This window comes from Mesorhizobium montanum (genome assembly GCF_033977145.1).
GTDB classification, from domain to species: Bacteria; Pseudomonadota; Alphaproteobacteria; order Rhizobiales; family Rhizobiaceae; genus Mesorhizobium; species Mesorhizobium montanum.
The window spans coordinates 71,374-87,255 of sequence record NZ_JAVIJF010000024.1 but is presented as its reverse complement, the minus strand read 5'-3'; the positions used below and the strand labels follow the sequence as shown (position 1 = coordinate 87,255).

The 15,882-nt window shown below is 64.6% G+C and carries 8 protein-coding genes; 2 read left to right on the top strand and 6 right to left on the bottom strand.

What is annotated here, in order from left to right:
* The first annotated feature begins 230 nt into the window (after window positions 1-230).
* Entirely contained in the window at window positions 231-6,554 is a 6,324-nt protein-coding gene (locus RFM68_RS27705; RefSeq protein ID WP_320236194.1) for a coiled-coil domain-containing protein, read from the top strand.
* A gap of 97 nt (window positions 6,555-6,651) precedes the next feature.
* Here RFM68_RS27705 and RFM68_RS27700 read toward each other — a convergent pair whose 3' ends face one another.
* The 4 genes from RFM68_RS27700 to RFM68_RS27685 are packed head-to-tail and all read right to left on the bottom strand — an operon-like array spanning window position 6,652 to window position 10,735.
* A complete protein-coding gene (locus tag RFM68_RS27700; protein WP_320236193.1) occupies window positions 6,652-7,305 on the bottom strand; it encodes an ABC-type transport auxiliary lipoprotein family protein in 654 nt (217 codons plus the stop codon).
* 37 nt (window positions 7,306-7,342) lie between these two features.
* Window positions 7,343-8,716 (bottom strand): MlaD family protein, encoded by a 1,374-nt coding sequence (locus RFM68_RS27695; RefSeq protein ID WP_320236192.1) that lies wholly within the window; start codon window positions 8,714-8,716, stop codon window positions 7,343-7,345.
* A 14-nt stretch (window positions 8,717-8,730) separates the two neighbouring features.
* Window positions 8,731-9,546 (bottom strand): ABC transporter ATP-binding protein, encoded by an 816-nt coding sequence (locus RFM68_RS27690; protein ID WP_320236191.1) that lies wholly within the window; start codon window positions 9,544-9,546, stop codon window positions 8,731-8,733.
* Window position 9,547: 1 nt separating this feature from the next.
* Window positions 9,548-10,735, bottom strand: coding sequence for an ABC transporter permease (locus RFM68_RS27685; RefSeq protein WP_320236190.1), 1,188 nt, complete (start codon window positions 10,733-10,735; stop codon window positions 9,548-9,550).
* Window positions 10,736-10,812: 77 nt separating this feature from the next.
* On the opposite strand from RFM68_RS27685, the gene dgcA reads away from it, so the two are divergent.
* On the top strand, window positions 10,813-11,796 hold the full coding sequence (dgcA, locus tag RFM68_RS27680; protein WP_320236189.1) for an N-acetyl-D-Glu racemase DgcA: 984 nt from the start codon (window positions 10,813-10,815) through the stop codon (window positions 11,794-11,796).
* Here dgcA and RFM68_RS27675 read toward each other — a convergent pair.
* Entirely contained in the window at window positions 11,767-12,981 is a 1,215-nt protein-coding gene (locus RFM68_RS27675; RefSeq protein WP_320236188.1) for an MFS transporter, read from the bottom strand. The two genes, dgcA and RFM68_RS27675, sit on opposite strands and share 30 nt — an antisense overlap.
* Window positions 12,982-13,279: 298 nt before the next feature.
* Complete coding sequence (locus RFM68_RS27670) at window positions 13,280-15,868, bottom strand: EAL domain-containing protein (protein ID WP_320236187.1); 2,589 nt, start codon at window positions 15,866-15,868, stop codon at window positions 13,280-13,282.
* Between the last annotated feature and the right edge of the window lie 14 nt (window positions 15,869-15,882).

Below are 15,882 nucleotides of genomic sequence, written 5' to 3'. Positions count from 1 at the left end.
CGATTGCCGACGAAAAATGTTGTCACGGAGGCGGCCGGATCACGCTTGCGTTAACCTTATATTTAAAGTTTTACGTATCGCCCGGAATGCATGTTTTCTTTACCCCAGTGTGTCATTACGATACGAAGGTCCATTTTTCAGCCTCCTGCGCGGGATAGATAAGCCAGAATCGGGCCAGAATCAGGCCAAAATCATAAGTCCCGCGGCAGCTAGTACAGGGTAGCGAAGGCATGGCTAAGAAACCAACGACGACGAAGTCTCTCGACAGCGACGTAGCCGCGGAACTGGAAAAGGCGCTCGACCTTGACCTTAACGGCGATGACGGCGGCCTCGACATGGCGGCGTCGATGGAGGATCTCGAAGCGCAGATCTCGGCGGCAGCCGACGAGCTGGCGCGCGAAGGTCGCAGCCAGAGGACAGAGCCGGCGAACACCGCCAAGGCGCCCGCGGCCAAGCCGGCTGAATTGCGCCCCGCCGAGCCGCGCAACGCGCAGCCGGCCGGCTTCACGCCCCCCACCGGTTTCACGCCCGCCGCCGGTTTCACGCCCGCTAATGACGACCGCCAGAAGGACTACAAGACGCTGCTGCACAGCCTCAACCGCCGTGCGTCGAGCACCGTCTACTGGGTGATCGCCTTTGTCTCGCTGGCCTGGATCGCCGGCGCCGGCGGCCTGGCCAACCTGTTGTTCGGCTCCGGCATCTGGAAGATCCGCACCTTCGATCAGTTTTTCGCCCGTCCCGAGCTGATCGGCCTGGCGGTTGCCGCGATCGTCCCGGTCATCTTGTTCTGGGCGTTCGCCGCCATGATCCGGCGCGCGCAGGAAATGCGCATCGCCGCGCAGTCCATGACCGAGGTCGCCTTCCGCCTGGCGGAGCCTGAAAACCTCGCCCAGGATCGCGTCATGATGATCGGCCAAGCCGTTCGCCGCGAGGTGGCGGCCATGGGCGAAGGCATCGAGCGCACCTTGGCCCGCGCGGTCGAGCTCGAAACGCTCGTTCACGGCGAAGTCAACCAGATCGAACGCTCTTATTCCGAAAACGAGGCCCGCATCCGTTCGCTGGTCGACGGCCTCGGCAGCGAGCGCGAGGCGGTCGTCACTCATGCAGAGCGCGTGCGCGCCTCGATTGCCAGCGCTCACGAGACGCTGCGTGACGAGATTGGCTCGGCCAGCGACATCATCCGCGACTCCATCCTCAATGCGTCGACCAAGCTGTCGATGACGATCAACAATTCCGGCGACACGCTGATCGATCGCATCAATGAAAGCTCGACCTCTATCTTCGATTCCGTCGAATCGCGCCTGGACAACATCACCGACCGGCTTTCGACCTCCGGCGAGGCTTTCGCCAGCCTGCTCGACACCCGTATCGCCAAGCTGACCGACACCACGGACGGCCTCACCCGCTCGCTGACCGACCTGCTCGACGACCGCACCCATGGCATGGTCTCGCTGCTCGGGGGTGCTGCGCGCACCTTGAATTCCGAGTTCGAGGCCAGCCTCACCGGCATCGAGCGGACGCTGGCCGAGCGCGGCCAGGCGCTGATCAGCGAGTTCCAGACCCGGGCCGAGGCGCTCGACACCGGCACCCAGAAGCTCAACGCCGCCCTCGAAGCCCGTGCCCGGCAGATCAATGAGACGTTGGTCGAGCGCGCACGCGAAATCGCCCACACCTTCGCCGAAAGCAAGGACCAGCTGTCGTCGATGATCGACCAGGGCAAGACGCAGATCGGCGCCGATATGGCGGACATCATCTCGTCGACCTCCTCCATGCTGGAAGCCCGCGCCACCGACTTCGCCGGACGCATGGAAGCGGCTCGGCATGTGGTATCGCGCTCGTTCGACTCCGACATCCAGCGGCTGGCCAATGCCCGTGTCGGCATCGAGGAAGCTGTCGAGGACCACAGCCGCAAGCTTTCGGAAAGCAGCGAACGCATGGCCACCGCCATGCAGGCGGACCTGGCGAAATTCGCCGAAGGCCGCGTGGCAATCGATGCCGCCGTCACCAACCAGGTGCAGAAGCTGGCGGAAGGCCGCGGCCTGATCTCGCGCGCGCTGGAAGAGGACCTGCGCAAGGTTAACGAGTCGCGCGCTGCCATCGATGCTTCGCTGGGCGGCCATCTGGAGCAGATCGAGGAAGGCCGCAACCGGCTCGCCCAGGCCCTGAACGAAGACTCCGGCAGACTTGTCCAAGCCCGCACGATGATTGATGAAATGGTCGCCGGCCACGTCGGAAAGCTGGCCGAGGGCCGCAACATTCTGGCGCGCGCCCTGGAAGCCGATCTCGGCAAGCTGGAGGACAGCCGCGCCTCGATCGACGGCCTTGTCGCGGGCCAGGTCGAAAAGATTGCCGAAGGCCGCGCCGTGCTTGCCAAGGCGCTCGAAACCGACATCATCGGCATCAGGAATCTGGTCGAGACCCACTCGACCAAGCTCGCCGAGGACCGCGGCGAACTCAGCCGTGCGCTTGAAAGCGATCTGAGTGGCATCCGCGGCCTGATCGACAGCCACGCCGACAAGCTCGCCGACGACCGCAGCCTGCTGTCGCAGACGCTGGAAGCCGACCTCGCCAAGCTCGCCGAAAGCCGCGCCTCGATCGACGGTCTGGTTGCCGGCCAGGTCGAGAAGCTCGCCGAAGGCCGCGATATCCTCAAGCGCGCCCTGGAGGCCGATCTCAACACCATCAAGGGTGCCATTGCGGGACACTCCGACAAGTTGCTTGAAGATCGCTCGCAGCTTTCGAAAGCCCTCGACGCCGACCTTCAGACGGTCAGCGGCGCCATCGCCGACCATCAGAACAGGCTCGTTCAGGACCGTTCGGTGCTGTCGAAGTCGCTGGAAGACGATCTCGCCAAGCTGGCAGAGAGCCGCTCCAGCATCGACGGGCTGGTCGCCGGTCAGGTCGAGAAGCTCGCCGAGGGCCGCGATATCCTCAAGCGCGCGCTGGAAGCCGACCTCAACACCATCCAGGGCGCGATCGTCGATCATTCGCAGAAGATCACCGACCACCGCGCCGATCTTTCGCGTGCGCTCGATGCCGATATGGCCAATGCCAGCGGCCTCATGCAGACCCATGCCGACCAGCTGTCGCAGAACCGCGCGACGCTGTCCAAGGCGCTCGAAGACGACCTCGCCAAGCTGGCCGAAGGCCGTTCCAGCATCGACGGCCTTGTCGCCGGCCAGGTCGAGAAGCTCGCCGAGGGCCGCGACATCCTCAAGCGCGCGCTGGAAGCCGACCTTGCCAAGCTGGCCGAAAGCCGTGCAGGCATCGATGGCCTGGTTGCGGGCCAGGTCGAAAAGCTCGCGGAAGGCCGCGACCTCCTCACACGCGCTCTTGAAGCCGACCTTGCCAAGCTGGCCGAAAGCCGTGCAGGCATCGATGGCCTGGTTGCGGGCCAGGTCGAAAAGCTCGCGGAAGGCCGCGACCTCCTCACACGCGCTCTTGAAGCCGACCTTGCCAAGCTGGCCGAAAGCCGTTCCGGCATCGACGGCCTTGTCGCCGGCCAGGTCGAGAAGCTCGCCGAGGGCCGCGACATCCTCAAGCGCGCCCTAGAAGCGGACCTTCAGAAGCTGACCGAAAGCCGCTCGGAGATCGACGATGTCATTGCCGGCCATGTCGGCAAGCTGTCCGAAGGCCGCAACATGCTTGCGAAGGCCCTGGAGGACGATCTCGTCAAGCTGGCCGATGCGCGCAAGGACGTCGATCGTTCGGTTTCCGGGCATATCGACCAGATCGCGGCCAGGAGCAGCGACATCTCGGCGGCGATTGCCGCCGACGTCGAGAAGATCGAGCAAGCCTTCAGCCGGCAGACCGGTGTCATCGAGGAGCGCGCCGGCACCATGGAGCGTGCGCTGTCGACCGGCGTCGACAATGTCCGCGGCGTGCTGGAGAAGACCGCGGTCTTCGTGGCGGGCGCGCTGCGCGACAAGGTCATGGAAGTCACCAGCACCCTGCACGAGCAGGCCGGTGCTGCTTTCAGCGACGCCGATCGCAAGATCGCCGAACGCGCCGAGCAGACTTCCGCCGCGCTGCTTTCCAGGGCCGAGGATATCGCCCAGGCCTTCGAGGCGGCGGACCGCCGCCTGCACGAGCGGGCCCAGGATACGTCCAACATGCTGATGGCGCGCGCCGACGATGCATCGAACTCGCTCATGACACGTGCCGAGGAAACCGCCGACAAGCTGGCCACGCGTGCCGGCGAGATCGCCAACACCTTCGACGCGGCCGACCAGAAGCTGGTTGCCCGCGCCGTCGAAACGGCCCAGTCGCTTGCCGCACGTGCCGGCGACATCCTGCGCAACTTCGAGGGCGCGGACGAGCGGCTCTCGATGCGCATCGGCGAATCGGCCGAAGCGCTGGCCGCCCGCGCCTCCGATCTCGGCCGCATCTTCGACAGCGCCGACCAGCAGCTTATGGCGCGGATTGCCGAGGGCTCGGAAGCGCTTTCGGCCCGCGCCGGTGAAATCGGCCGCATCTTCGACGACGCCGACAACCGCCTGGCGTCGCGCATCGCCTCGAGCAGCTCGAGCATCGGCGAGCATGCCGACACGATCGTCGGCGCCTTCGCCGCCACCGAGCAACGTGTCGCCGACCGCGCCCGCCAGACCGGCCAGGAGCTCGCCGTGCACGCTCGCGAGATCGAGCAGGCGCTGGCTGGCGCCGACGAGCGGCTTGCCGCAAGCGCCGCCGCCGCCGCCGCCCGCGTCGAAGACCAGGTCGCGAGCGTGGAAAACCGCCTCGCCTACAGCGCCGAGACGATGGGCCAGAAGCTCAACGAGCAGGTCTCCAGCGCCGAGGCCCAGCTCATCTCGCGTGCCAATGTCATCGCCGAGACCTTCACGGCGGTCGGCCAGCATATCGGCCAGAGCACCAACGAGGCGGCACGGACCATCGGCTCGAACACGCGCGAGCTCAACACCATGCTGGCCACGCGCTCGGCCGAAATGGCGAAGATCCTCGACGAGACGGCCAAGCCGCTGGTCCAGCGCTTTGCCCAGGGCGGCTCGGAGCTGCAACGCAGCATGGAAGAAGTCACAGAGCGGGCAACCGAGAAGCTGCGCAGCGAAAACGCGGCCCTCGTCAACGCGCTGGCTGGCCGCACCGCCGAGACGCTTTCCGCCGTCGAGGGCGCGCGTTCCTCACTCGCCGACAGCGTGGCCGATCTCATCGGCCGCATGACGACCTCCAGCGCCCAGCTCGGCCAGCTCATCGAGCAGGCCGCCGTCAACCTCGGCCAGGTCGAGGAGCGGCTCTCCGGCAGCACGCAGAGCTTCGCCTCGACCACGGAGAAAGCCGCCCAGACCTTCGCCAGCTCGGCGCGCCTGGTCGATTCCAACACGACGCGGCTCACCGACCTGTCCTCGGCGACGCTGCGCGAGGTGGCCTCGATCGCGACCAAGTTCGACGAGCACAGCCGGCTGCTCTCCAGCGCCTCGAATCTGCTCAGCTCCGCGCAGAGCAATCTCGAGCATACGCTGGAGCGGCAGTCCTCGCTGGAAGATCTCGCCGTCGGCCTGGTCAAGAAGTCGGAAGACCTCGAGAAGGTGATGCGTTCCTTCGAGAACCTCGTCGGCCAGACGATGCAGACCGCGGAGGGCCGGACGATGGAGTCGGCAGAAAAGATCCGCACAGCTATCGCCGAGGTCGTCGATTCGGCGACTCGCCGCTTCGCCGACGCGACCGAGGAGATGCGCCGCACCGCGGGCTCGATCAAGAGCGAGCTCGACCTGACCCGCGCCGAACTGAAGAAGGGCGTCATCGAGATGCCGGAAGAAGCCAAGGAATCGACCTCGGCCATCCGCCGCGCCGTCTCCGAGCAGATCAATGCGCTCAAGGAACTGTCGGATATCGTTGCGAAATCCGGCCGCAGCGGCAGCAGCGAAACCGGCGAGCCGCGCGGTCTGCGCCCGGCTCCGCAGGCGCCGGCCCGCGCCGCCGAACCGCCGCTGCGCCGTCCGCCGGCTCCGCAGCCTCAGCCGCAGCCCCAACCAACTGCTCGCGCTCCGCAGGCGCCTCTCGCCGAGACCACGCTGCGCGGCACGCTCGATCTGGAACGTCCCGCCGAGGCGCCGCGCCGCGACCCGAACGGCAAGACGCCGCAGGGCGGCTGGGTCCGTGACCTGCTGACCAACGCCTCGCGTGAGGAGGAGCTCAGGCCGGCAGCGCCGGTGGAAGCGCCGCGCGCGACGCCTGCCCAGCGCTCGCCGCTGCATGTCATGGAGTCGCTCAACTCGCTTTCCGTCGACATCGCCCGCGCCATCGACCATGACGCCTCGATCGAGCTCTGGAACCGCTACCGGCGCGGCGAGCGCGATGTGTTCACGCGTCGCCTCTACACGCTGAAAGGCCAGCAGACCTTCGACGAGATCCGCCGCAAGTATCAGGCTGAGGCGGAATTCCGCGCCGCGGTCGACCGCTACTGCGAGGATTTCGAGAAGCTGCTCAAGGATGTCTCGCGCAACGACCGCGACAACATCATGGCGCAGACCTACCTGACGTCCGACACGGGCAAGGTCTACACCATGCTGGCCCACGCCAGCGGCCGCCTGCAGTAAGGCGGCTCAAGCGGTGAATAAAAAAGGCGGGCTGATGCCCGCCTTTTTTATTCACCGATCGAAAACGACTGGTATCCCAGCGCATTGACGGCGGTGGTCAGATAAGGGAATCCGTCCAGCGGACGATGTCCTTGGCCGCCTGGCCGAAGGCGCTGTCCAGCGCGCCGACATAGGCGGTATTGCCGCTTCCGGAGACCGGCGCGCTCGCGCTGAAGTTCTTCGAGGCACGCACCTCGCCGTTGCGGTCGTTCAGGATGCGCACGAACAAGTCGACGTCGGCATGCTCGCCGCCATTGACGCGCACCTCGAAGGAGCGCACCTCGACGATGACCTGGTAATCGATCGCCAGTCCCTCTCCCGGCTTGCCGACGCCGGCGAAGCTGCCGGAGCGCTGGAAGGTCTCGGCCAGTCTCGCCTGCACGATCAGCGGCAGCCGGTCCGCCCATTGCGCGCCCTTCAGGAACTGGATCGACTGATCCGAGGGCCTGATGACGATGTTCTGGCTGTCCAGCGCCTTGAGCGCCGATGGCTGGGCGATCAGGATCTGGCGACGGCTGTGAGCATGCACGTCGACCGACGGCGCGGACAATTCAAACGTGTCGAGCGGCGCCGGCTTGCCGCCCAGGGCCGCACAACCGGCAACCGTAAGCACCAGCAATGCTGCCGCGGAAGATCTCAAACTACCCGCCACCACCCTGACCGACTTCACGCCTGATCCCCGTTGTCCCCGGATCTTACGATCAACCCGCATTTGCGGTTTATTTTCTTGGCGGTCGCGGCGGCCGAAGTCAACGCCGTGCCCTTCCGTCGAATTGCCGGACCTCGCCCTCGCCGCCTGAGAGAATGCGTTGCGGGTTGCGGCTGAGATCGGTCACCGCTTCCTCGATGCGGTTGATCGAGCGACGGCTGTCCTGCACCAGCGCCTCCACGTTCTGCAGCCCCGAGCCGGAGAAGCGCGACAGATTGTCGACGATGGTGCCCAGGCGGGAGTTTAGCGTGTCGGCGACCTGCTTGAAGGATTTCAGCGTTGCCCTGGCATCGGCCATCACGCCATTGGCCTCGCCGGATCCGAGAAGCTTGTCGACCTTTTCGAGGATGCCGTCGACGCGCACCGAGGCATCGTTGAGGCGCTGCGCCAGCTGGCGGGCGTTCTTGATGGTGTCGTTGATGTCGTCGGAACGGTTGGCGATCTTGTCGGTGACCTTGGCGATATCGGCGGCCGCCTTGTCGGCGTTGGCGCTGGCCTTCTGGATGTTGGCCAAAGCGGCCTTGACGTCGGCCGGATCGATGCCGTCGAGCACGCCGTTGACCTTGGCCAATGTCCCTTGCGTCTGCTTGGCGAAATCGTTGATCGAGCCGACCGCCGTGTTGACGTTGTTGATGACGGTGTCGAATTGCTTGCTGGTCTCTTTCAGGTTCGCCGTTACCGTGTCGACATTGGCCACGATGCTCTTGATCCGGTCCTTGTCGACGGAATTGAGCAGGCCTTCGGCGGCCTTCAGCGTGCTGTCGAGCCGGCCCGAGACATTCTTCAGCTGTTCCGAAAGCGAGCTTACCGCCGACAGGAACTTGTCGATGCCGTCGGAATTCTTGGCCAGCGCATCCGAGAAGGTCTCGACGTTCTTGACGGTGTGCGTCAGCGGACCGCGAACGTCCTTGGTGAAGCCCTCGAGATCGCTGAGCACCTTGTCGGCGCGGGTAAAGATGTTCTGCGCCGTCTGCAGAAGGTTGGTGACCGCGGACGGATTGGCGACGATCTCGGCGACCTTGCCTTCCTTCTCCGCCTCGTCGAGCAGCCTGGTTTCCTTCGGGTCGGCGCCCTTGAGCTCGATATTGGCCTGGCCGCTGAGGCCGGTAAGTCCGATATCGGCCTGCGTCGACTTGGTGATCGGCGTCCAGCGGGCGATTTCGGTGTCGGCGATGGCGACGGTTGGATCGTCGCCGTCGATATAGACGTTTTTCACGTCACCGACCCTGACGCCGTTGAACAGCACCAGGCTGCCGCGGCTGAGGCCGGAAGCCGAGCCGGGGATGCGCACGCGCAGCATCGCCGTCTCGCCCCTGTTGCCGATCGCGGCCGTCCAATAGACGAAGGCGAAGGCCGCCAGGATCGCGCCCAGCGTGAAAATGCCGACAATTACGTAGTTGGCTCTTGTTTCCATCGCCCCACTTATGGCTATGCGCGCGCCGCAAGATCAAGTTGCCGGGCGCGTTTTCCGCGGAAATAGGATTTCACCCACGGCTCGTCGCTCTTCAGCATGTCGTCGATCGTGCCTTCCACCAGCACCTTCTTCTTGCCGAGCACCGCCACGTGGTCGCAGGCGGTGAACAGCGTGTCGAGATCGTGCGTGACCATGTAGACGGTCAGGTCCATCGTGTCGCGCAGCTTGACGACCAGCTCGTCGAATTCGGCGGCACTGATGGGATCGAGCCCGGAGGTCGGCTCGTCGAGAAAGACGATGTCGGGATCGAGCGCGAGCGCCCGCGCCAACGCCGCGCGCTTGATCATGCCGCCAGAAAGCTCGGACGGAAATTTCTGCGCGGCGTCGGGCGGCAGCCCGACCAGCTCGATCTTGAGCATGGCGAGTTCGTCCATCAGCGCCTTGGGCAGGTCGAGATATTCGCGCATCGGCACCTGCACGTTCTCCATCACCGTCAGCGCCGAAAACAGCGCGCCATGCTGGAAGAGCACACCAAGCCGCATATCGATGCGCAGGCGATCGGCATCGCTTGCCTTGTCGACATCGACGCCAAACAGGCTGATTGTCCCCGACTGCTTCGGCATGAGTCCCAATATGGTGCGCAGCAGCACCGATTTGCCGGCGCCCGAGGCGCCGACGAAGCCAAGGATTTCCCCGCGCTTGATGTCGAGCGAAAGCTTGTCGAGGATCAGCTTGTCATCGATGGCGACGGTGACGCCGCGAACCGAAAGCACGATTTCGTCGTCGTCATTTGTGTCCTGCGCTGCCGTCGCGCCGTTGCCGCTCGCCATCTCAGAACCCGATCGCTGCGTAGAACATGGCGAAAAGCCCGTCGAGGATGATGACGACGAAGATCGACTTCACCACCGAAGCGGTGACGTGCAGGCCGAGCGATTCAGCGCTGCCGCCGACCTTCATGCCCTCGACCGACGCAATGATGCCGATGATCAAGGCCATGAACGGCGCCTTGATCAGGCCGGCAAAGATGGTGCTGAGATCGATGGCGACGCGCAGCCTGTCGATGAACGCGGCCGGCGGGATGTCGGAATAGAGCCAGGCGGCGACGATGCCGCCGGCGAGTGCGGCAAAATTGGCGATGATGGTGAGGCAGGGCAGCCCGATCACCAGCGCGACGAGCCGCGGAAAGACCAGCACGCCGATCGGATTAAGGCCGATCACCTTCAGCGCGTCGACCTCCTCGCGCATTTTCATCGAGCCGATCTCGGCCGTGATCGCGCTTCCGGAGCGACCGGCGAGCATGATCGCCGTCATCAGCACGCCCAGCTCGCGCAGGATCAGCACGCCGACGAGGTCGACGACGAAGATGTTGGCGCCGAAATAGCTGAGCTGATAGGCGCCCTGCTGGGCGACTATGGCGCCGACAATGGCCGACATCAGCACCACTACCGGTATGGCACCGACGCCCATGCGATCGATCTGGTTGAAGATCGCGGCCAGGTTGACCGCATGGCCGCGGCCGAGTTTCATTTGCGCGCCACGGATCGTGGCGCCGAGAATGTTCATCGAAGCGATGAAATCGTCGCGCATCTCATAGACCCGCCGGCCGACCAGCTCCAGCGCGCGAAGGATGATGTTGGGCGGCCCGGACGGGCCCGAATCGGGTTCGCGGCGGACCGCGTCGCCGACCGCGCCGAGCAGGATCGAGGCGATTTCGCTCTGCCCCTGCAAATGAACCTCGACGCCTTTCTTCTCGAAGGCGCTGGCCAGCCGATCGATAAGCCAGGCGCCGGCCGTGTCCATCTTTTCGATGTGGGAAAGGTCGAGCATCAGCCGCGTCGCGCCGCTTCGCTGCTCGATCTTGCGCATATCGGCGTCGACCAGCGCGACGGTGCGCGTCGTCCACACGCCCGAAAACGCGCAGCCCAGCACGCCGTCTTCCTCGCCCACGGCAACGCGTGGCCGGTGCTCGGCGTCCTTGGCGGCCTCGCCGCTTGCGTCGCGTTTTCGGATGGTCAACATGGCGTCCTGTTTAGCCTGACGGGACTGGCGTGTCGATTTGCCGTCAGACTGGTGTCGCACAGCCGGAGAAGAAAATTATGGCGCGTGTCATTTCGGTCGAAATGGAGCGATTCCCGATCGCCGGCACCTTCACCATCTCGCGCGGGTCGAAAACCGAGGCCGAAGTCATCACTGTAACGATCGCTGAACAGGGACGTTCCGGGCGTGGCGAGTGCGTGCCCTACAAGCGCTACGGCGAGACCATGGAGGGTGTGCGCGCGGCAATCGAGGCCATGCGCGGCCGGATTGCGGGCGGCATCGACCGGATCGACCTGCTTGCGGCTATGCCGGCGGGCGCCGCGCGAAACGCTCTCGACTGCGCCCTTTGGGACCTGGAAGCCAAGCTGACTGGCACGCCCGTGGCGGCAGCGATCGGCGCCCTTCCGACCAAGCCGCTGGAAACCGCCTACACCTTGTCGCTGGCCGAACCGGAAGCCATGGCAGCGCAGGCCCGCGCCAATGCCATGCGGCCTTTGCTCAAGGTCAAGATCGGCGGCGACAACGATATGGCAAGGATTCGCGCGGTGACGGAAGCCGCACCCGAAAGCCGCATCATCCTCGATGCCAACGAGGGCTGGACGCCCGAGAACGTCGAGGCGAACCTTGCCTTCGCGGCACAGCACGGCATCACGCTCGTCGAACAGCCGCTGCCAGCGGGCAAGGACGCCATGCTGCGCCGGATCGCGCATCCGGTGCCGGTCTGCGCCGACGAAAGCGTGCACGCGGCAAGGGACCTCGATGCGCTGGTTGGTCTCTACGACGCCGTCAACATCAAGCTCGACAAATCGGGCGGCCTGACAGAGGCATTGGAATTGCGCCACCGTGCGCGCGACCTGGGCTTCGGCATCATGGTTGGTTGCATGGTCGGCACCTCGCTCGCCATGGCGCCGGCGGTGCTGCTGGCGCAGGACGCGGACTTCGTCGACCTCGATGGTCCGCTGCTTCTGGCGCGCGATCGCGAGCCCGGCCTTGTTTATGAGGGATCGCTGGTTTCACCCCCTGACCGAGTGCTCTGGGGCTGAACGCGAGGCCAACCTGATCAACACCATGCCGATGACCGCGATCGGAATCATCGCCAGGAAACCGTCCACGCCAAGCCGCTCATAGAGCGGGCCGGAAGCGAGCGTCACCGCCGCCATGAAGAAGCCGTTGAAGAAATAGGCGATGCCTTGCGCGGCGCCCGTCCGCTCTTCGGAAACCGTCTCGCCGATCATCTTCTGCAGGCCGATCAGCACCATGGCGACGGACACCGCATGCAGCGACTGGACGACGAAGAAGCCGGCGACACCCAGGCCCAGCGGCCAGACCAACGGAAAGGCGATCCAGCGTATGATGGAGCCGATACCGGCGATCATCATCACTCTGACGACCGAGATGGACGCGAAAATGCGATTGAAGAACAAGAACATGCCGACTTCGCACACGACCCCCCAGGCCCATAACAGCCCGACGACGGAATCGCCGATGCCGATCGATTTCCAATAGATCGACACGAAGCCGTAGAGGAAGGCGTGGCTGGCGGTGATGATGCCGACGCCGAGCGTGAAATAGAGGAAATAGGCATTGAACAGGCTGGGAGCCTTCTGCTGGATCTCGGTCGCCGAAAGCGGCGAGGCCTTGCGCGGCCGCCCCATGCGCGGCGCCAGCAGCGCCGCGACCAAGGCTGCACCCAATGCAATGAAGATGATGACCGGAACCGCCCGCGGACCTGTGACTGCCAGAATGAAGCCGCCCACGACATTGGCGCAGAGATAGGAAATCGAGCCCCACTTGCGCATCGCCGTATAATTCGAGCCGAAGCGGCGCACACCCGACAGCGCCAGCGAATCGGCCATTGGCGAGTGCGGCGTCCAGACGATCGTCAAAAGCAGCGACACGGCGAGCACGACGGCATAGGTGGCCGGCAGGAAATAGCCGGCCGAGGTGATCATCGAAGCAGCGACCAGCGCGATGTAGACGTTGGCGCGGTCGCTCGCGCGGTCGGCTAGCGCGGTCAGCATCGGCGTCGTCACCACGCGCAGGAACATAGGCGCCGCCAGGATGACGGCGATCTGCTCGGCATGAAAACCTTTCGCCTGCAGCCAGAGCGGAAAGTAAGGCAGATGCGTGCCCTGGGACACGAACAAGGTCGCGAAGATCAGGCTCATGCGCAGTTCGAAATGGCTAGGCTTGACGAGTTGCTCGGGCGACAGTGGCGGCAGCGACATGAATCGATCCAATTACGCTGCATTCGACGGCCTGCAACGCGTCTCGATCCCTAACATGCGGCAAAGCGCGGCGGAACTGTCTGGACTGATAGATCCGGCTAAAGCTGTTGAAAGACAGAGAATATCGAGCCTCAGGCCCATCTACGCCACGAGCCGCCATTGTTGGCGCTCAGGCCCGGAAACAGGCCGGCTGGCCGATATCCGCGAGCAGCCGGGGCTGCGTCTTCCGCCTTTCAGATCGCGAAACGGAGATAAGCAAGCTCGAAGCGCCGCTGGGTTGATAACCGCCACGGGCCGGTCAAACGAGGCCGGACGCACTCCTGCGACGCCGACCAGCGGATAGCTGTTCTCTGTTCCGCTCGCCTGTCACTTCGGGTGCGGGCTCGCTGATGTCGCCGGCCACTACGGCACGCGCCCGCTCCAGCATCGCGGGAATGTCCCGGGCGGGCAGCGGCCGACTGAGCAGGAAGCCCTGCGCTTCGGTGCAGCCTTCCCGTCGTACCCGATCGAGCTGCTCGGCTGTCTCAACCCCTTCGGCGGTGGTCTGCATCCCAAGGCTGCTGCCGAGACTCGTGACCGCCCGGATGATGGCGACGGAGCTGTCGACATCCTCGGCGTCCTTCACGAAGGACTGGTCGATCTTGATCTTGTCGAATGGGAACGAGCGCAGGTAGCTCAAACTCGAATATCCGGTTCCGAAGTCGTCCATCGCGATTTGCACGCCCAGCAAGTGGATCTGCTGCAGCATCGTGAGGGTCGCCTGGGTGTTGGCGAGCAGTGCCGTCTCGGTGATTTCAAGCTCGAGATGGCTGGCTGGCAATCCCGAGGCATCCAACGCTCCGACAATCGTCGAGAGCAAACGCGCGCTGCGAAACTGAATCGGCGACAGGTTGACCGCAACCCTGATGCCTTCGGGCCAGCTCGCCGCGTCGAGGCAGGCTTGCCTGATTACCCATTCACCGATCGGGACGATCAAGCCGATCTCCTCGGCCAAGGGAATGAACTCGACCGGGGAAACAATGCCGCGCGTCGGGTGATGCCAGCGCAGCAACGCCTCGAAGCAGCTGACTTCGCCGCGGTCGAGATTGAGGAGCGGCTGGTAGTAAATCTCGAATTGCTCTCGTCCGAGCGCTTCACGCAGGTCGAGTTCGAGAAACCGCCGCGCCTGCATGCGGGCATCCATCTCCGGCTCGAAGAACCTGTATGTTCTGCGTCCCTCCGCCTTTGCCCGATAGAGCGCCATGTCGCCGTTCTTGAGCAGTTGGTCGGCGTTCCCGCCATCGTTCGGCGCGATCGAGATCCCGACGCTGGCGCTGATCATAACGCCGTGCCCATCGACGACGTAAGGCGCACTCAGCGCATCGATGATCCGTTGCGCAAGGGCCGTGGACCCGATCGGCTGATCGACCCCTTTTTGAATGATCACGAACTCGTCGCCACCGAGCCTCGCCACCGTATCGTCCTCGCGCACGGCCTGCCGCAGCCTTGCGGCGACCTCCTTCAGCAAGGCGTCGCCGACCGGATGCCCGAGCGTGTCGTTGACCGTCTTGAAATGATCGAGATCGAGGCAAAGGAAGGCTGCCTTGCCGTCCTTGCGTCCCATCTCGACCAGAGCTTCCTCGGCGCGTTCGCGGAACAATATACGGTTTGGCAGATCGGTAAGTCCGTCGTGGCGCGCCATGTGCGAGATGCGGGCTTCGCTGCGCCGCAGGTCGGTCACGTCGTGGTGCGTGGCAAGCCAACCGCCGTCCGGCAGCGGCTGGTGGATGAGATCGATCGTGCGCCCGTCCCTGAGTTCCACCAGGCTCACCACACGTTCGGCGCGGTCGATGGTCGCCGAGAGCTCTTGCAGATATTTGTCCGGCTCGTAGCCCACATAGAGCCCGGATGCGATCCGGAACCGCATCAGATCGACCCATTGCGAGCCTGGGCGGGTCAGGGGCTCCGGCAGGTGATAGAGATCGGCGTAGGTCTGATTGCAAAAAACCAGTCGTCGCCCGGCATCGAACATGCACAGGCCCACCGGCATGTTCGCGGCGGCGGCAGCCAGATTCTGGCGCTCCAACTCGGCTTCACGGGCCAAGGCGATACTGCGCTCCAGGCTGGCACGGTAACCGGCAAAGGCCGAGAACAAGAGCCCAACCTCGTCGCGCCGGTCCCTTTTGAGCGCAACGAGCTTTGAGCGGCGGTCACCCAGCGTCAACTGATGCATCGCCTCGCTCACGGCAAGGATCGGCTTGCTGACATTGTGGCGAATCCAGGCGACAAGCGCACCGAGGCATGCGGCGGCAAAGGCAATCGCCGCCCAGGTCAGCCCCTGCGCGACGGCGTAGGTGCGATCCGCCATGGCCGCGACAGCCGAGCTTCGCTGATTGGTGAGGGCCAACAGGCCGTCCAGCCGCTGAGCCGCCTCGGCAACAGTCGGGAGCGATACGGTCTCGAACTCTTTTAGGGCCTTCGATCGGTCTCCTGTTTCCTGAAGGGGGAAAATCGACGCGAGTGAGTCTTCGTAGGCCGCCCACAGATAGACGAACTGATCGAACAGCTCCTGCTCGGCGGGCGATCCCGCGCTCCTGCGGTAGGCGCGCCGACCCTGCAGGATCTCTTCGCTCTCCCTCGCCATCTTGTCGTCGATGCCCGGCAGTTGCCGAGTGTCGTCGGTGCGCATGCGCAACGTCGCATAGAGCTGGTGTTCCGCCAGGTTGCGCTTCATCTCGTCGACGATCTGGACCTGAGGCAGCCAAATTCCGGTGATCTCGCCCGTGACCTTGTTGAGCGATCGCAGCTGCGCGACCCCAAATAGCCCTACCGCCACGATGCACAGCAACGCCAGCCCAAAGCCCAGCGAGAGCTTGGTCCCGACGCTAACGTCCTTCAACCGCTTCATTTAAACGCTGATCT